The following is a 17,770-nucleotide window of genomic DNA, read 5'->3' as shown; positions in this document are numbered from 1 at the left end:
GGTGACACGTGACATGCCATGCGATGGCGTGTGCGGTCTGTCCAATCGTTTCTCCTGACGTTCTGCCGTCAGCGCCTCCAAGGTACGTCGCATGCCTGCATCCCGGTCAGCAGCTTTTGCTGTCATCAATGACCCGAAAGACTTTCCGGAAAACCTGAAGGGCGGTGTCGTCGCAATCGGCAACTTCGACGGCGTCCACAGGGGGCATCGCGCCGTCCTTGATGTCGCGCACGAACAGGGAGCAGCCCTTGGCGAACCGGTCTTCGCAATGACCTTCGAGCCGCATCCGCGAACCGTGTTTAATCCCTCCAATCCCGTTTTCCGCCTGACACCGGCCGACCAGAAGGCTGACATTCTGAAAGCCTGTGACTTGAGCGGCGTGCTGGTCATGCCGTTCAACAAGGATTTTGCCGGGATGGAAGCAGAGGCTTTCGTCAAGGACATCCTGATCGGACAGCTAGGCATCTCACACGCCGTAACAGGTTACGACTTCCACTTTGGCAAGGCCCGCAAAGGCACTCCGGATTATCTGTGTGAAGCTGGCAGCGCGCTCGGCTTCGGGGTGACAATCGTCTCTCCGGAGAAGGACGAAGGTGCAGAGGTGGTTTCCTCTTCTCGTATCAGAGCTGCCCTTGCGGAGGGAGATGTCGCTCTCGCGAACGGCTTGCTCGGCTACCGCTGGTTTTTCGATTCCCGCGTCCAGCACGGTGACAAGCGCGGGCGGGATCTTGGCTATCCGACCGCCAACCTTTCCTTGGGCGCGGACTGCCCGCTCAAGCACGGCATCTATGCGGTAAAGGTGCGGATAGGCGATGAGAAATATGATGGTGTAGCAAGCTACGGCAGGCGCCCGACCTTCGACAATGGCGCTGCCTTGTTTGAGGTCTTCCTGTTCGATTTCTCCGGCGACCTCTATGACAAGCAGCTGCGCGTTCACCTGATTTCCTATCTTCGCGGTGAAGAGAAGTTCGACAGCGTGGAAGCGCTGATCGCGCAGATGGACCGTGACAGCGACGAAGCCAGAGCGGCCATTGCCGCCATGCAACCGCTTTCCGGGCTGGACTTCAGCCTTCTCCAGGGTGAGTGACCAGCCGAAATGACCGCGCCCCACGTTTCCGAGGCCGACCAGCGTGAAAACATGGCCGCCATTGGTCTGATGACCCTGGCCATGTTCATCCTGCCGGTCATGGACACGATCGCGAAATATCTGTCCGTGCGGATCCCTCCGCTTGAAATCACATTCGCCCGGTTCTTCTTTCAACTTCTGATCTGTGTTGCGGCCGCTGCGCTGACAGGCAATCTGCGCCGTCTCAAGAGCCGCCGGCTCGGCATCAATCTGCTGCGCGGTTCCATGCTGACGGCCTCCTCCCTTTGCTTTTTCACTGCTCTGAAATTCATGCCCTTGGCAACCGCTATGGCCATCTTCTTTGTGGAGCCAATGATCCTGACCATTCTGGCAGTGCTGTTCCTGAGAGAAAAGATCGGTGTGAGACGCGTCGCCGGCATCGTGGTTGGTCTGGCGGGGGTCTTGCTCATTCTCCGTCCGAGCTTCGCCGATGCAGGTCTTGCTGCCCTGCTTCCGCTCTGCACGGCAACTCTCTTTGCCTGTTACCTCATACTGAACCGCCGCTTCGCGGGACAGGAGAGCCTCTATGCCATCCAGTTTGGAACGGGTGTGGCGGGCACGGTCATCATGGGGATCGTCATGGCCGTCACGACGTTCACCGGACAGACCGGCTATGCCTTCGTGATGCCCCATATTGGCGAAGTGCCACTTCTGGTGATGATCGGGGGGATCTCGTTTCTTGGACACGCGCTTGTCGTGCTTGCGTTCCAGAAGGGCGAAGCCTCGATGCTGGCGCCGCTTAACTATGTCGAGATTATCGGCGCCACACTGCTGGGATATCTGGTCTTCGGCGATTTTCCGGACGGTATGACGTGGATCGGGATCGCTCTTATCGTTGGCGGCGGGCTCTACATTGCGCACCGCGAGCGGATCCGCAAACCTGCTTGAGCATTATCGCCTGCGAGCCCGATGGATTTGCTTTATTCCCCGGCCAACTGCTGCTATGTCCTTGCGCCATGAATGCTCGCTTTGACCTCATCGTAGACCGCCCCACAGACTGGTCTTCCCGGATATCCGGCCGAATTACCGGCCCGGCCTTCGGCTGACGCGATCCACGCGGCGCCGCAGGACCGGGATTATCCCCTTGCGCAAGCGGCCCGTCCCGGCCGCCGACCTATTTAGACCGATGGCGCCCGACCGACCGTGGCAGCAGGCGCCCTGACCGGACCCTACTGAACGATGACCGATACCAAGACACGCGACTATTCCGAGACGCTGAACCTTCCGACAACCGAGTTTCCGATGCGCGCGGGCCTTCCCAAGAAGGAGCCGGAAATCATCGCCCATTGGCAGAAGCTCGACCTTTACAAGAAGCTGCGGGAAGCCGGGAAAGGACGGAACAAGTTCGTCCTGCACGACGGCCCTCCCTATGCGAACGGCAACATCCATATCGGCCATGCGCTGAACAAGACGCTGAAGGATATGGTCACCCGCTCCATGCAGATGACCGGCTGGGACAGCAACTATGTTCCGGGCTGGGACTGCCACGGACTGCCGATCGAGTGGAAGATCGAAGAACAGTACCGCGCCAAGGGCAAGAACAAGGACGAGGTTCCGGTCAACGAGTTCCGCCAGGAGTGCCGGGACTTCGCCAATCACTGGGTTGGCGTCCAGAAGGAAGAGTTCAAGCGCCTCGGCATCGAGGGTGACTGGGACAATCCCTATCTGACCATGCGCTTTGAAAGCGAAGCCGTCATCGCCAACGAGCTGATGAAATTCGCGATGTCCGGCCAGCTGTACCGCGGCTCCAAGCCGGTCATGTGGTCGGTGGTCGAAAAGACCGCGCTGGCTGAAGCCGAGATCGAGTATCACGACTATCAGTCCGATGCGATCTGGGTGAAGTTCCCGGTCGTGGAAGCCGGTGGCACGGATGAAGCTGCAGCCGAGCAGCTTCTGGATGCCGCTGTGGTCATCTGGACCACCACCCCCTGGACCATCCCGGGCAACCGGGCGGTTTCCTATTCCTCGCGCATCGACTACGGCCTCTATGAGGTGACGCAGGAAGGGCTGCCGGAAGAAAACTGGGTCCAGAAGGGCGACCTTCTGGTGCTGGCCGACAAGCTGGCAGAAGACGTCTTTAAGAACGCCCGCATCACAGAGTTCAAGCGCCTGCGCACCGTCTCCGCAGATGAGCTGGGCGCGGCGACCCTTGCCCATCCCTACCGGGATCTGGACCTGGGTGGCTACGAATTCGACGTGCCGCTTCTAGATGGCGACCATGTGACGGACGATGCCGGTACGGGCTTCGTGCACACAGCGCCGAGCCACGGCGTGGATGACTTTGAAATCTGGATGTCCAGCTCCCGCGAGCTGGAAGCCCGCGGCATCGACACGGCAATCCCCTTCACGGTCGCCGATGACGGCTTCTACACCAAGGACGCGCCGGGCTTTGATGGCCACCAGGTCATCACCCACAAGGGTGAAAAGGGTACTGCCAACAAGGCGAATATCGAGAAGCTGAAGGAAGCAGGCGCGCTGATCGGCCTTGGCCGGATCAAGCACCAGTATCCGCATTCCTGGCGCTCGAAGAAGCCGATCATCTTCCGCAACACGCCGCAGTGGTTCGTCTATATGGACCGCGCCATCGGCGGCGAAGGCGACACCCTGCGTGCCCGTGCCCTGAACGCGATTGACAACACCCGTTTCGCTCCGGCCTCCGGTCAGAACCGTCTGCGGTCCATGATCGAGAACCGCCCGGACTGGGTTCTGTCCCGCCAACGTGCCTGGGGGGTGCCGATCACCGTCTTCATCCACAAGGACACGTCGGAAGTCTTGAAGAACGAAACCGTCAACCAGCGCATCTTTGACGCCTTCACGGCTGAAGGGGCGGATGCCTGGTATGTTGACGGCGCCAAGGAACGGTTCCTCAGCGGTCAGGTTGACGACGTCAACGACTGGGTGATGGTCAAGGACATCCTGGATGTGTGGTTCGACAGTGGCTCGACCCATGCCTTCTGCCTGGAAAAGCGCGAGGATTTGATGCCGAACCGCCAGGGCACCGGCGGCAATGACTACGTGCTCTATCTCGAAGGCTCGGATCAGCACCGCGGCTGGTTCCACTCCTCCCTGCTGGAAAGCTGCGGCACCCGCGGTCATGCGCCCTACGATGCGGTTCTGACCCACGGCTTCACCATGGCCGAGGATGGCCGCAAGATGTCCAAGTCCCTGGGCAACCAGGTCTTCCCGCAGGACATCATCAAACAATATGGCGCCGACATCCTGCGCCTCTGGGTAGCGTCTACCGACTATTGGGAAGACCAGCGGATCGGGCCGGAAATCCTGAAGACCTCCGTCGACAGCTACCGCAAGCTGCGCAACACCCTGCGCTGGATGCTGGGCTCCCTCGCCCATGCCACCGGCGAAGATGTGGCGCTTGCCGACATGCCGGAACTGGAGCAGCTGATGCTCCACCGTCTGGCGGAGCTGGATGTGCTGGTGCGCAAGGCCTATTGGGACTTCGACTATAAGCGCGTGTTCCATCACCTGTTCACGTTCATGACCGTGGACCTGTCAGCCTTCTACTTCGACATCCGCAAGGACGCGCTTTATTGCGATGCTCAGTCCTCGGTCCGCCGCAAGGCATCACTCTATGTGATCGACAAGCTGTTCAACTGCCTGGTGACCTGGATGGCTCCGATGCTGCCCTTCACCATGGAAGAGAGCTGGATGTCCCGCTTCGGCGAGGACAAGTCGGTTCACCTTGAGCAGTTCCCGGTGGTTCCTTCCGAGTGGCTGAACACGGCTCTTGCCGAGAAGTGGGAAAAGATCCGCACGGTCCGCCGCGTCATCACCGGCGCCCTGGAAATCGAGCGCCGCGAAAAGCGCATCGGCTCCTCGCTGGAAGCACATCCGGTTGTCTATGTCACCGATGCGAACCTGATGGCCGCCCTTGATGGCCGCGACATGGCGGATATCGCCATCACCAGCCAGCTGACGCTCAGCTCTGATGCGGCTCCGGAAGGTGCCTTCACGCTGGATGACACGCCGGGTGTTGCTGTGGTTCCGGGCCTTGCTGAAGGCACCAAGTGCGCCCGCTCCTGGAAGATCCTTCCGGAAGTTGGCAGCGACAAGGACTACCCGGATGTCACACTCCGCGATGCGGACGCACTCCGGGAATGGGACGCGGCTCACGCTGCTTGAGCCCAATGACAGGAGAAGCAATGAGTGCAACGGATCAACCGTCTTTCAAGAACCAGTGGTTCTGGGGGCATTTCAGTGGGTTCGTTGCGCTCATCGCGCTTGTTGGACTGATCCTGGACCAGGGGACGAAGCTGTGGCTCGTCTACGGCTTCGACCTTGCAGTCAACGGACCGGTCCGGCTGCTGCCGGTGCTCGACATCGTCCTCGTCTGGAACCGGGGCATTTCCTATGGCCTGTTCCAGCAGGACGGAGATCTAGGCCGCTGGATCCTGGCGCTTTTCACCGTCGCCGCGACCATCGGTCTGTGGGTCTGGTCGGTGCGGGCACCCAGCCGGTTTGTCGCCCTTGCGCTTGCCCTGATCATCGGCGGGGCCATCGGTAATGGCATCGACCGGCTCGCATTCGGCGCTGTCGTGGACTTCGTGCATTTTCACGCTGGCAGCTTTTCCTGGTACGTGTTCAACCTAGCAGACGTCTGGATCGTTGCCGGAGTGGCAGGTCTCCTGTATGACGGTCTGCGAGGGCGGTCCTAATTCAGCCGCAAACAACGGGTTAAGTCCCCACGGGATTGATACTCAAAAATTTCTCGCACGGGATCTTCCCGTGCTCTGGTTCAGGCAGGAACAAGGAGTCCGGGGTGCTGCGGACGATAATGAAGACATTCTCCCGACCGCTGTTGGTTCTGATTGCGGCCGCTGGTCTTGCTGCGTGTGAAGCCCCTGATGGCACCACCCAGGCACCGGATACAGCCCTCGTCGCCGGTCTGATGTCCGGCCTTGGAGCAGTCGATCCTCATGCCAAGCCGATCGAATATGCGCCCCGCGCACCACTGGCCATGCCGTCCAACATGGACAGCCTGCCCCAACCCGAAACCCGGGTTGCAGGCAAGGACTCCCCGTCCTGGCCGCAGTCGCAGCAGAACAAGGACCTTGCCGAGATTCAAGAAATCTACAAGGGCACGGACCGGATGCACTCCGGCGTTCTGCGGTCCGAGCAGATGCGCGGTATCAACATCCGCAATGACGCAAGCATCGACCGCCTGGCAGAAAGCCGGGATCAGCAGGTCATCTCCGGTGACAAGCTGAGTCCAGCAGAGCTGCGCGCGCAAAATTCCTCCGCGAATACCCTGAGCCGCGAAGTTGCCGGTAATAGCAACGAGGCAGGGATCAAGCGCCGCTATCTGACAGATCCCCCCACCAAATACAGCCAGTCCTCCGATGGATCGAAGCTGCCGGAGGTCAAGGAGGATCCGAAGGATGCGAACTACGATCCGTTTGATGGCCGCCCCCTTGATATGAAGTGTCTGGAAGAAACCGGCGGGACTTGCCAGCGTGGCAACAACTGAGCCGGACAAATGTGTGATTTGAGGGCCGCCCGGATTGATTTCCCGGCGGCCTTTTTATTGCCACGCTTCCCGTTCTCCTTATCTCCTCCGCAATGCTCTTTGGCGTTGCTCTGGCGGCCAGCAAAGACCGCGCCCGCATCACGCAAACATGACCAAACTTTAAGGCGACCTTTTCGGGCGCCCCGCCTATATCACTTTGAAACGGTGTGCCTGTGCGCGGCGACGCGCACGGGCCGGAATGTTCCACGTTTCGATCAACGGAGACCAAGTTGCTCATTTCCCGCCATCGGAAACTCCTGAGAAGCGGCGGCGCACTTGCCGTCATCGCCCTGTCCCTGGCCGGTCCGGTCACACTGCCCTCTTTTGCCCTCGCCCAGGACAAGCCGGCGGAAACGATTCAGATCGCACCAAACCTCAGCCATTTTACCCTGAGCAATGGTCTGGAAGTGGTTGTGATCCCCGATCACCGGGCTCCCGTGGTCACGCACATGATCTGGTACAAGACAGGATCCGCAGACGAGCCTGAAGGCGAGTCGGGCGTCGCACATTTTCTTGAACACCTGATGTTCAAGGGCACCAAGGACCATCCGGACGGCGCTTTCTCGACGCTGGTCGCCGAAATCGGCGGACAGGAAAACGCCTTCACCAGCTATGACTACACCGCTTATTTCCAGCGCGTTTCCAAGGACCATCTGGCCAAGATGATGGAGATGGAAGCCGACCGGATGCAGAACCTCATCCTCAGCGATGAAGTGGTCAATCCGGAGCGGGACGTCGTTCTGGAAGAGCGCCGCATGCGCGTGGAAAACGATCCAGGCTCGCGTCTCAACGAGGCCCTCACCGCAATTACCTTCGTGAACCATCCCTATGGCTCGCCGGTGATCGGCTGGAAGAGCGAGATCGAGGCCCTCGACAAGGAAAAAGCGATCGCTTTCTACGACCGCTTTTACACCCCGAACAACGCCATCGTCGTCATCGCAGGCGATGTGGACGCCGATCAGGTCAAGAAGCTGGCCGAAGACACCTATGGCAAGGTTGCCCGCCGCGCGGAGCCGGGTCCGCGCGTGCGTCCAACCGAACCGCCCCTGGCTGGTGAACGACGTATCACCGTTACGGACGACCGTGTCCGGCAGGAAAGCATTTCCATGAGCTGGATCGTTCCGAGCCAGCACACCGGAGAAGGCCACACCTCCGAGGCCCTGGATGTGCTCTCCTATATCATGGGCGGCGGCGCAACGAGCCGGCTGCACAAGGAAGCTGTCCTCAACCGGAAGATCGCCATCAGTGCCGGCAGCTACTATTCCGGCGATGCGCTGGATGACGGCCGCTTCGGTTTCTACGCGACCCCGGTTCCAGGACACACGCTGGATGAAATGGAAGCGGTAATCCACGAGGAGCTGAACAAGCTCATAGCTGGAGGCGTGACGCAAGAGGAGCTGACGCGCGCCAAGAACTCCATGGTGGCCGATGCCATCTACGCCCAGGACAGTCAGCAGACACTGGCCCGTATCTTCGGCGCGGCGCTGGCATCAGGGCAAACCATTGATCAGGTGCAAAACTGGCCCTCGCGGATTCAGGCTGTTACGGCAGAAGACGTCCAGAATGCCGCCAAGACCTATCTTCAAGGAGATCCGGTCATCGGCGAGTTGAAGATGCCAAAGCCTGCTGCGGCACCTGAAGCCAATGCAACCAACGCAACTCCGAAGGGCTGATCGCATGTTCCATTTCATTTCCGCTGCTCTGCCGCGAAAGGTTGCAGCCCCCCTCGCCGCTCTCGGTCTCCTGGCTTTGTCGGCAGCACCCTCCGCGGCGGTCGAGATCGAACGGGTGACCAGCCCCAAGGGCATCGAAGCCTGGCTTGTCCATGACGAAACCATTCCTGTCATCGCCATGAATTTCTCCTTTGCAGGCGGCACGACACAAGACCCCTCTGGCAAAGAAGGTCTCACCCGGCTTCTCGCTGCGACGCTTGACGAGGGCGCGGGAGACATGACCTCGGAGGACTATCAGGGCAAACTTGAGGATCTCGCGGTCAGCGTCAGCTTCAATGCAGACAAGGACAATTTCTACGGGTCCTTGCGCACTTTGACGACGACCCGGGGAGAAGCCTTCGACATGCTGCGCCTCGCGGTCAACGAGCCCCGCTTCGACGAAGTCGCGATCAACCGGATGAAGACCCAGATCGCCTCCGGTATCCGCCGCGCTTCGCAGGATCCGGACACCGTGGCGAGCCGGGACCTGATGAAGGCCATCGTCGGGGATCACCCCTATGCCCGCCCCAATGATGGTACCGAAGAGACGCTTGCGGCCCTGACGGCCGAAGATCTGCGTGGCATGAAGACCCGGCTCCTCACCCGTGAAGGCCTGAAGATCGGCGTCGTCGGTGCCATCGATGCCAAGACGCTTGCGCCGCTGCTTGATGAAGTCTTCGCAGGTCTGCCGGAAAAGGGCGAGCTGACCGAGGTACCGGACGTGACTGCCGAAACCGGCAAGACCGTCAACAGCACCATGGATGTGCAGCAGACCTCCATCCTCTTCGCCTTGCCGGGCTTGAAGCGGGATGATCCGGACTATCAGGCCGCCTATGTCATGAACCACATTCTTGGCGGCGGCACCTTCACCTCATGGATGTATGAGGAAGTGCGCGAAAAGCGTGGCCTGACCTACGGCGCCTACACGCAGCTTGCGCCTTACGATCACACCGGGATCCTGTTCGCATCGGCTGCGACCCGTGCCGACCGTGCCAATGAGACCATCAAGGTCATGCGCGATCAGCTTACCCGTATGGCAACAGAAGGCCCGACCCAGGAAGAGCTGGACAGCGCGAAGCGCTACATCACAGGTTCCTATCCTCTGCGCTTTGACTCCTCGGGAAAAATCGCGGCTCAGCTGGTCGCGATTCAAAATGCAAAGCTCGGGATCGACTATTTCGACCGCCGCAACGCGGAGATCGAAGCGGTGACCCTGGCAGATGTGAAGCGTGTCGCAAAACGCCTTCTGGACGGCAAGGAACCCTCCATCTCCACCGTCGGACCGGAAATCAAGGCGAACTGATCAGCACGCAGATAAGACAGATTGAAGACCGAAGGGCCGGGAAGCAGTTCCCGGCCCTTCTTTTATGCGTAAGCCAGTGCTGCAGTCGCGCAGTCCCGGCCCTGAGCCAGGACCGAACCTCGCAAGCTTCACTTACCAGCATCAGATCCTGGATCTCAGCTGCGCGACGTCCGGGAAGGCACGGAGGGGAGGTTTTCCTGAAAATAAGAAGCAGTCAGCAGAAATTGGCCCCGCCCCGAGGAAGAAACTCAGGCCCGCTTGCGGGCCGCAGGGGCAGGGGCGCCTTGGAGAACTTCGGCACGCACCGGGCGCGGCGGAGAGAAGAGGTTGCCCTGAGCCAGCTTGACCTCATAGTCGAGCAGCTCAAGCACCTGGGACTCGGTCTCCACATGATCAGGGATCAGCTCGATGCCGTAGCGGTGCAGAAGATCACCGAAATCGGACGGATGGATGTGCCCGTGATCGGCAGCCCGGCGGCCGATCAGATAGTCGGCATGAAGCTTGGCGTATTTGAAGCCGCGCTGTGCCAGGGTCTTGAAATCCATCTTCATGTCGGTGATGCGGTCGATGGAAAAGTGGAAGCCAATCTCGGCAAGAGCGCTGAGGCTTTCCATTTCCATCACGCCCATCTGGGCGACATCTTCCTGCGCGAACTCAAACACGATCACATCGGCGAAGCTCTTGTTCGAGCGCACGAACTCCAGGAAGCCGGGGAAGAAGGTTTCGTCCACGAGCGACAGGGAAGAGACATTGCAGAACAGCGCCGCATTGCGATTACGGGCCGTCAGACGCCGGATGACCTGAACAGAGCGGAACAGCTGCAGATTGTCGATGCGGGCAATAAGGCCGGAGCGCACGGCTTCAGGCAGGAAGGTCGCAGCATCGATCAGTTCGCCCTGAGAATCCCGCAGCCGAGTGAAGGCCTCATAGTATTTCACCTGCCGCTGAGGCAGGGTCACAATCGGCTGCAAATGAAGCTCAACGCGGTTGGCATTGAGCGCCGACAGGATCAGTTCGCGCATGCCCGGATCAGAGGCAGCTGCCGGAGCAGGACGAGGAGCCGGTGGCCGCGCAAAGTCGTCAGCAGCCTGAGAAACGCCAGGATGAGCGGGTTGCGCGGCGGGTTTGCCCATAGGCGCCTGAGGCATTACCGGCGGCGCAGTGTAGCCATGACCTGCCGGGTTCTGGTTCGGATAGTCGGGTGCCGGCTGATGCGGCGCAGCATAGTTCCCATGCTGATCGAGGGCAGAACTCAGCGAAGGCTGAGACGGCTGGGGCATATACTGACTGCCAGGCTGGCTCTGAGCATGAGAGACCGGCCCGTTGCCGTAGCTGCCCTGCGGAGCATAATGCGAAAGCTCTGGCATCTGAGGCGGCGGCGGGAGCTGCTGCTGGTCCTCAAAACGGGTTTCCAGATCCGACATGGCTTCCGCCATCTGCTTGACCAGAGACCCCAGCACCTCAACCTCGGCAAAGAGAGGATCAATTTCCTCACGGGTCCGGCGCGGTATGGTGTGTTCGACACCCGTCAGCCGGCCTTCCAGGTTGCCGACATCCTCGTCGATTTCGCTCATACGGTCTTCGAGACGCTCAACCGCCTCACTCACAGCGCTGCGCTCACGCGAACGGCTGAGAAGGAGATGCAGCAGGATCATGGTGCACATGAGAGCGAGAGACAGTGACACGGCCTCGCCGAACGGACGGCCAAACTGGAAAACCAGCACTGCCGAGACCGACATGGCGATAACCGCCATGCAAATCACGATAAAGATGGTCGCGATGCGCCCCATTTATCCCCGAAGTCTCTCTTACTCGAATCACAAATCTGCCGTTAATCATGCCTTAAGAAACGCCCCCCTCCGAATCCTATGGCAGCATGCTTCTGGGGATAGCACCGGTTGTCCCCCGCTAACGGCCGCAGATCTGCGCAAATTAAAGACTTCGTTCAGGTGTTTGGCCAGCTGACAGCACCAGAACGGGTCCAGCGCCCGGAAAAGACCAAGGCGCAAGCCTCCGTTTTCTTTTCGCAATAGTGACAACCCTTTGTTTACCCTGTTGGGGGAATTATTCTTGTCAGGTCAATCCTTGGCCCAGCAGTAAACGCGTAGCCACGAGCGACGGGGGAAGCCCAGCAATGGGGAGTAATCAGGCCTTCACAAGGCCCGTAACAGTTCGCGTTCTAGACATGTCCGCATCAGAAGCAGCACGGTCCGCCGCCGTGACAGCAAAGCTGAAGGTGCGCTGTTCAGATCCCGTCCTTTATTCGGACCCATCATCCTGCCTTGACGATCTTGCCAGGAACAACACAGACGTTCTTGTTCTGGATCTTGAAACCATTGGCGGAGACGAGGCGCTTGAAGCCTTTGCAGTCCGCTGCCCTTCGTCGGTCATCATCGCGGTTTCCGCCAAGGGATCTGTTTCCCGGGCGGTGAGCGCCATGCGGGCCGGAGCACACGACTTCCTGACAAAGCCCTTCTCGCTGGACATGCTGGCGTCCAAGATCTCTTTCCAGCTGGACCAGCGCAAGCCGGTTCCTATTGTCATTCCCGCAACCGAGCAGCTCCTGAAGGATCAATCGGACAACGCCATACGCATTCCGCGCGCGCCTGCCGCCAGCGGTCTGGAAAAGCTGATCGGCCGCTCAGTTGCAATGAGCGTGGTTTATGACCAAATCAAGCGCATGGCGCCGTCCCATGCCCCTGTTTTCATTACCGGGGAATCTGGAACCGGCAAGGAACTTTGCGCAAACGCCCTCCACTCCCTGTCCGAGCGGAAGTCCGAGCGACTCGTTACAATCAACTGCGCCGCAATCCCGCGCGACCTGATCGAAAGCGAAATTTTCGGCCATGTCCGCGGCGCCTTTACCGGCGCCACGGACAACCGGGCAGGCGCTGCGGAACAGGCCGACGGCGGTACCCTCTTCCTCGATGAAATCGGTGAAATGGACCTGCTCTTGCAGAGCAAGCTGCTACGCTTCCTGCAGACCGGGACTTTCCAGCGCCTTGGAGACACCACCACACGCAAGGTCGACGCACGCATCATCTGCGCGACCAACCGAAACCCGCTGGCGGAAGTGACTGCAGGCCGGTTCCGTGAAGACCTCTACTACAGGCTTCACGTGCTGCCGATTCAACTGCCGCCCCTGCGCGAGCGCCGCGACGATATCCTGATCCTGGCCCAGACCTTCCTGGAGCGTTTTGCGGCGGAAGAACGCCGTGGCTTCAGAGGTTTTGACGCAGACGCAGAAACCCGGCTGACCGCTTACAACTGGCCGGGCAACGTGCGCCAGCTGGAAAACACGATCCGCCAGATCGTGGTCATGAACGACGGGCTGGCTGTCACCTTCGACATGCTTCCGATGCTGATCCGAGACCCATCCGGGCGCAGCGGCACTATCGTCGACCTGTCCCGTGAGCGGGCCCGCGCTGCGGCTCCCGCACGTGCCTTCTCCACCATTGAGCCCTTGTGGGCGCAGGAGAAGCGAATCATCGAGGACGCGCTGGACGCCTTTGACGGCAACATCGCCATGGCAGCCGCCGCTCTGGAAATCAGCCCCTCGACCATCTACCGCAAGCGCCAGTCCTGGCAGGAGCGGAGCGGTTAGCCGGATGATGTTTACCCCGTCCCCGTCATTTTCTTGTGCCTGAGGGGAAGTCGGTCTATATCGACTGAAAACACGTTGAAAAAACAATACGCTTGAGCTTTGCAGGGGGCATTGATGACGGCAGGTATCATCCGGTGGTTCCGGTTAGCAGGTTCGCTTCTCACAGTTTGTGCAGTTTTGCCGGCAGCAGCGCTGGCAGAGCCTGCCACCTTAACGGCCCCCGCGCCTTCCGCAGAGCTTGCCGGCAGCTACGATCAGCTTGAGACTGCATGGACAGCCTCACCCTTGGCCTTCACGGCAGCCGGTTTCGCAGAAGGCCCTGCTCGTGGCTACGGTAAATACACTCCCCGGGAATCTGCGGTTTTTGCTCCGGGTGAGACCATGACCGTCTATGTTCAGCCTGTCGGCTATGGCTTCAACAAGACCGGCTCCGGCTATGACTACGCGATGGACGCGAGCTACCGCCTGATAACACCTTCAGGACAGGTTCTGGCCGCAGAAAACAAATTTGCCGCGCTGGCGGGTTCATCCAGAGCTGAGGACCGCCAGGCCTTCACCTCTCTGAACTTCACTTTTGAAGGTCTTCCGGAAGGAAGCTACACGCTGGAAACAACATTTGCGGACGCGATTGGCGGCAAAACCGGCGTGATCAGCCTGTCGTTCGAGGTCAAGGCCGCCAAGTAGAGCCGTGGCTTCGTCCCGCCTTGGCAAGGGCCGCTGCAAAAGGACAGATTTTGCGCCGGGCACCATGCGTCCGGCGTTGATCAAGGCCCGGAAAGGGCCCGATGGAAAAGCCGCGCTGAAGCGTAGCGCCGCTTTCCAAAAAATGACTCAATCCCGAGCTTTTTTTCTCCCTCATCACCATTGACAAGAACCGGGTCCGCTCCTACATCGGAAACGCTGTTAGCACTCGCCTGTGGGGAGTGCCAACATGCCTCGGGTCCAGAGCGGCCCGGGTATCTTTCGACCCAAAATTATCATGCCCGCACGCTGCCTAAAGGTGGGGGCGTGCACCATGAGAGGAAAGAGCCAAAATGACATTTCGTCCGCTGCACGACCGTGTCGTTGTTCGCCGTGTAGAATCTGAAGAGAAGACTGCTGGCGGCATCATCATTCCGGACACCGCTAAGGAAAAGCCGCAGGAAGGCGAGATCGTCGCCGTCGGCGCTGGTGCCCGCAAGGAAAACGGTGACCTGATCCCCCTCGACGTGAAGGCTGGTGATCGCGTTCTGTTCGGCAAGTGGTCCGGCACCGAAGTCAAGATCAACGGTGAAGACCTGCTGATCATGAAGGAATCCGACATCATGGGCGTTCTCGCGTAATCACGCGACTGTCCTGATTTCCCGATATTCCAATCAAGAAGTGAGATGTAAAAATGGCTGCTAAGGACGTAAAATTCGGTTCTGACGCCCGCGAGAAGATGCTGCGCGGCGTGGACATCCTTGCCAACGCCGTCAAGGTGACCCTGGGCCCGAAGGGCCGTAACGTGGTCCTCGACAAGGCCTTCGGCGCACCGCGCATCACCAAGGACGGCGTGTCTGTCGCCAAGGAAATCGAACTCGAAGACAAGTTCGAGAACATGGGCGCCCAGATGGTGCGCGAAGTGGCCTCGAAAACCAATGACATTGCTGGTGACGGCACCACCACCGCGACGGTTCTGGCTCAGTCCATCGTCAAGGAAGGCGCGAAGGCCGTTGCAGCCGGCATGAACCCGATGGATCTGAAGCGCGGCGTCGACATGGCTGCTGCTGAAGCCGTCAAGGCTCTGATGGCTGCTTCCAAGACCATCACCACCTCCGCAGAAGTTGCCCAGGTCGGCACCATCTCCGCGAACGGTGACGAGCAGGTCGGCAAGGACATTGCCGAAGCCATGCAGAAGGTCGGCAACGAAGGCGTCATCACGGTTGAAGAAGCCAAGTCGCTGGAAACCGAGCTGGAAGTCGTCGAAGGCATGCAGTTCGACCGCGGCTACCTGTCCCCGTACTTCGTGACCAACGCAGAAAAGATGCTGGCTGACCTCGAAAAGCCGTACATCCTGCTGCACGAAAAGAAGCTTTCCAACCTGCAGGCAATGCTGCCGATCCTGGAAGCAGTCGTCCAGTCCGGCCGTCCGCTCCTGATCATCGCTGAAGACGTCGAAGGCGAAGCTCTTGCAACGCTCGTCGTCAACAAGCTGCGCGGCGGCCTCAAGATCGCTGCTGTCAAGGCTCCGGGCTTCGGCGACCGCCGCAAGGCCATGCTGGAAGACATCGCGATCCTGACCGGCGGCACCGTGATCTCTGAAGATCTCGGCATCAAGCTCGAAAGCGTCACCCTCGACATGCTCGGCACCGCCGAGAAGGTTTCGATCACCAAGGAAAACACCACCATCGTTGATGGCGCTGGTTCCAAGGACGACATCCAGGGCCGCGTTGCCCAGATCAAGGCCCAGATCGAAGAAACCACTTCCGATTACGACCGCGAAAAGCTCCAGGAACGTCTGGCCAAGCTCGCTGGCGGTGTTGCCGTGATCCGCGTTGGCGGTGCTACGGAAATCGAAGTGAAGGAAAAGAAGGACCGCGTCGACGACGCTCTGAACGCAACCCGCGCTGCTGTCGAAGAAGGCATCGTACCGGGTGGCGGCACGGCTCTCCTGCGCTCCAAGAACGCTGTTGCCAAGCTCACCTCCGCTAACCCGGACATCATGGCTGGCATCAAGATCGTTCTGCGCGCTCTGGAAGCTCCGATCCGTCAGATCGCTGAAAACGCTGGCGTCGAAGGCTCCATCGTTGTTGGCAAGATCCAGGAAAATGACGACGTCACCTTCGGCTTCAACGCTCAGACCGAAGAATTCGTCAACATGATCGAAGCCGGCATCATCGACCCGACCAAGGTTGTTCGTACCGCTCTTCAGGACGCTGCCTCGGTTGCTGGCCTGCTGATCACCACCGAAGCCATGGTTGCCGAGATGCCGAAGAAAGACGCTCCGGCAATGCCGGGTGGCGGCATGGGCGGCATGGGTGGCATGGACTTCTAAGAAGTCTAAACGCCTGAGAATTCGGAAAGGGCGGTCTTCGGGCCGCCCTTTTTGTTTGGCGGGCAGAACACCTTTCCCGCAGCTGCATCCGGATGATCAGGCGATGCGCACCTGGAGCCAGGCAGATGAACTGCCCGTGATCCGGCGATGGGGAACTTCCGTATCAAGCCGGTAACGTGCTGATGACGCTTACAAAGCGTTACAATTTCCACGGCATCAGCTCCGATTTGGAACTTGTCACGCTTACGTAGTCATGCGCATGTTTTTCCCCGATGCAGGTGATGCGTGGTTTTTGGTGAGTGAATGTCAATCTGGAAGCAACTAGCTCTGATTTTGATCGCGGTCGTTGTTGCGGCTGGCCTATGGGCCCGGTTCTACCCTGGCGCAGGCGATCAACTCGCCCGCTGGGGCATGAGGGGACTGCCGTTCGAGACCGCTTCCAAAGGAGCCGAGGCACCTGGAGGAAGAGAAACGGGCCGGAGAGCCCCACAAGGCAGCGTCATCACTGCGCCAGTTGTGGAAGAGACCATCAATGACCGCCTCTCGGCAATCGGGACCGGCCGCGCCGTCCGGTCGGTGCAGGTTACCCCGTTCACCAGCGGCCGGATGATCCAGTTCCTTGTCAATTCCGGAGAAACGGTTAAGCCGGGCGATGTGATCGCCAAGCTGGACTCTGATGCTGAGGAAATCGCAGCTGAACGCGCAGCGCTCGCGCTTAAAGACGCGGAAGCGCGCCTTGAGCGCATGAAAGCGCTGCTGAGATCCAACACCGCCACCACAGTGCAGGTGACCGATGCTGAGCTCGCCGTAGATAACGCCCGGCTGCAGCTGCGCGAGGCCGAGCTCAATCTCTCCAGACGCTCCATCGAGTCGCCGATTGGTGGAACAGTCGGCATTCTGCCAATCACCGCAGGCAATTATGTAACCTCCCAGACAGTAATCGCCACCGTCGACGACAGATCCGAGATCCTGATCGATTTCTGGGTCCCGGAACGCTTCGCTTCATCCGTCAAGGTTGGCTCTCCTTTAACGGCGACCTCCGTGGCCCGCCCTGGTGAAACTTTCTCTGGCGAAGTGAGCGCTGTCGACAACAGGATCGAAACTGACAGCCGGACCCTCCATGTTCAGGCCCGGATTACCAATGATGCTGATAAGCTTAGGGCGGGGATGTCGTTCCAGGTTTCCATGCAATTCCCCGGCGACCACTACCCGGCAGTCAATCCTCTGGCCGTGCAATGGGGTACAGATGGTGCTTATGTCTGGGCAGTGCGTGACGGCGCGGCGCAACGGGTGAGCGTCGACATTATCCAGCGCAACACAGACAGTGTTCTCGTGAAAGCCCCCCTGGAAGCAGGCGAGGAAGTGGTCACTGAGGGACTTCATCTCGCAAGGCAGGGCGTAAAGCTGAACATCCTGGGCCGCGAGACCAAACCGGCCCCGGCGTCCGGTCAAAAACTGTCGTCCACAAACAGCAGCTCCTGAATG

13 protein-coding genes are annotated in these 17,770 nt (G+C 59.8%); 12 read left to right on the top strand and 1 reads right to left on the bottom strand.

Annotation, left to right across the window (positions count from 1 at the left end):
- Positions 1–91: 91 nt before the first annotated feature.
- From IG616_RS15595 to IG616_RS15565, 7 genes are all read left to right on the top strand, one after another.
- The gene (locus IG616_RS15595) at positions 92–1,087 is read left to right on the top strand and encodes a bifunctional riboflavin kinase/FAD synthetase (protein ID WP_192149092.1); all 996 of its coding nucleotides are present in this window, start codon (positions 92–94) and stop codon (positions 1,085–1,087) included.
- A 9-nt stretch (positions 1,088–1,096) separates the two neighbouring features.
- The gene (locus IG616_RS15590) at positions 1,097–2,014 is read left to right on the top strand and encodes a DMT family transporter (RefSeq protein ID WP_192149091.1); all 918 of its coding nucleotides are present in this window, start codon (positions 1,097–1,099) and stop codon (positions 2,012–2,014) included.
- 291 nt (positions 2,015–2,305) lie between these two features.
- A complete protein-coding gene (ileS, locus tag IG616_RS15585) occupies positions 2,306–5,266 on the top strand; it encodes an isoleucine--tRNA ligase (RefSeq protein ID WP_192149090.1) in 2,961 nt (986 codons plus the stop codon).
- A 20-nt stretch (positions 5,267–5,286) separates the two neighbouring features.
- Complete coding sequence (lspA, locus tag IG616_RS15580) at positions 5,287–5,799, top strand: signal peptidase II (RefSeq protein WP_192149089.1); 513 nt, start codon at positions 5,287–5,289, stop codon at positions 5,797–5,799.
- Between the two features lie 104 nt (positions 5,800–5,903).
- The gene (locus IG616_RS15575) at positions 5,904–6,611 is read left to right on the top strand and encodes a hypothetical protein (protein WP_192149088.1); all 708 of its coding nucleotides are present in this window, start codon (positions 5,904–5,906) and stop codon (positions 6,609–6,611) included.
- A 269-nt stretch (positions 6,612–6,880) separates the two neighbouring features.
- Positions 6,881–8,323 (top strand): M16 family metallopeptidase, encoded by a 1,443-nt coding sequence (locus IG616_RS15570; RefSeq protein ID WP_246476262.1) that lies wholly within the window; start codon positions 6,881–6,883, stop codon positions 8,321–8,323.
- Positions 8,324–8,327: 4 nt separating this feature from the next.
- Positions 8,328–9,665: a M16 family metallopeptidase gene (locus tag IG616_RS15565; protein WP_192149087.1), complete on the top strand. Its 1,338-nt coding sequence runs from the start codon at positions 8,328–8,330 to the stop codon at positions 9,663–9,665.
- A 248-nt stretch (positions 9,666–9,913) separates the two neighbouring features.
- On the opposite strand, the gene IG616_RS15560 is transcribed toward IG616_RS15565, so the two are convergent.
- Positions 9,914–11,455 (bottom strand): EAL domain-containing protein, encoded by a 1,542-nt coding sequence (locus tag IG616_RS15560; RefSeq protein WP_192149086.1) that lies wholly within the window; start codon positions 11,453–11,455, stop codon positions 9,914–9,916.
- 344 nt (positions 11,456–11,799) lie between these two features.
- Here IG616_RS15560 and IG616_RS15555 point away from each other — a divergent pair, with 344 nt between their 5' ends.
- The 5 genes from IG616_RS15555 (at position 11,800) to IG616_RS15535 (ending at position 17,767) form a co-directional block, all read left to right on the top strand.
- Entirely contained in the window at positions 11,800–13,269 is a 1,470-nt protein-coding gene (locus IG616_RS15555; protein ID WP_192149085.1) for a sigma-54-dependent transcriptional regulator, read from the top strand.
- A 114-nt stretch (positions 13,270–13,383) separates the two neighbouring features.
- A complete protein-coding gene (locus tag IG616_RS15550) occupies positions 13,384–13,953 on the top strand; it encodes a hypothetical protein (RefSeq protein WP_192149084.1) in 570 nt (189 codons plus the stop codon).
- Between the two features lie 350 nt (positions 13,954–14,303).
- Positions 14,304–14,591 carry a co-chaperone GroES gene (gene groES, locus IG616_RS15545; protein ID WP_192149083.1) on the top strand — a complete coding sequence of 96 codons (288 nt, stop codon included), beginning with the start codon at positions 14,304–14,306 and terminating at the stop codon, positions 14,589–14,591.
- A gap of 53 nt (positions 14,592–14,644) precedes the next feature.
- Positions 14,645–16,285 (top strand): chaperonin GroEL, encoded by a 1,641-nt coding sequence (gene groL, locus IG616_RS15540; protein WP_192149082.1) that lies wholly within the window; start codon positions 14,645–14,647, stop codon positions 16,283–16,285.
- A 303-nt stretch (positions 16,286–16,588) separates the two neighbouring features.
- Positions 16,589–17,767: an efflux RND transporter periplasmic adaptor subunit gene (locus IG616_RS15535; RefSeq protein WP_192149081.1), complete on the top strand. Its 1,179-nt coding sequence runs from the start codon at positions 16,589–16,591 to the stop codon at positions 17,765–17,767.
- Positions 17,768–17,770 lie beyond the last annotated feature (3 nt).

Origin of the sequence: Roseibium litorale, assembly GCF_014842915.1 — a bacterium.
Classification (GTDB): domain Bacteria; phylum Pseudomonadota; class Alphaproteobacteria; order Rhizobiales; family Stappiaceae; genus Roseibium; species Roseibium litorale.
Note: the sequence above shows the minus strand (reverse complement) of the source record. Positions and strands in the feature narration are given on the sequence as shown.

Bases quoted from the DNA above. Each gene is read 5' to 3' on its own strand.
- IG616_RS15595 (WP_192149092.1), top strand. From the start codon at position 92: ATGCCTGCATCCCGGTCAGCAGCTTTTGCTGTCATCAATGACCCGAAA.
- IG616_RS15590 (WP_192149091.1), top strand. From the start codon at position 1,097: ATGACCGCGCCCCACGTTTCCGAGGCCGACCAGCGTGAAAACATGGCC.
- ileS (WP_192149090.1), top strand. From the start codon at position 2,306: ATGACCGATACCAAGACACGCGACTATTCCGAGACGCTGAACCTTCCG.
- lspA (WP_192149089.1), top strand. From the start codon at position 5,287: ATGAGTGCAACGGATCAACCGTCTTTCAAGAACCAGTGGTTCTGGGGG.
- IG616_RS15565 (WP_192149087.1), top strand. From the start codon at position 8,328: ATGTTCCATTTCATTTCCGCTGCTCTGCCGCGAAAGGTTGCAGCCCCC.
- IG616_RS15560 (WP_192149086.1), bottom strand. From the start codon at position 11,455: ATGGGGCGCATCGCGACCATCTTTATCGTGATTTGCATGGCGGTTATC.
- IG616_RS15555 (WP_192149085.1), top strand. From the start codon at position 11,800: ATGGGGAGTAATCAGGCCTTCACAAGGCCCGTAACAGTTCGCGTTCTA.
- IG616_RS15550 (WP_192149084.1), top strand. From the start codon at position 13,384: ATGACGGCAGGTATCATCCGGTGGTTCCGGTTAGCAGGTTCGCTTCTC.
- groES (WP_192149083.1), top strand. From the start codon at position 14,304: ATGACATTTCGTCCGCTGCACGACCGTGTCGTTGTTCGCCGTGTAGAA.
- groL (WP_192149082.1), top strand. From the start codon at position 14,645: ATGGCTGCTAAGGACGTAAAATTCGGTTCTGACGCCCGCGAGAAGATG.
- IG616_RS15535 (WP_192149081.1), top strand. From the start codon at position 16,589: ATGTCAATCTGGAAGCAACTAGCTCTGATTTTGATCGCGGTCGTTGTT.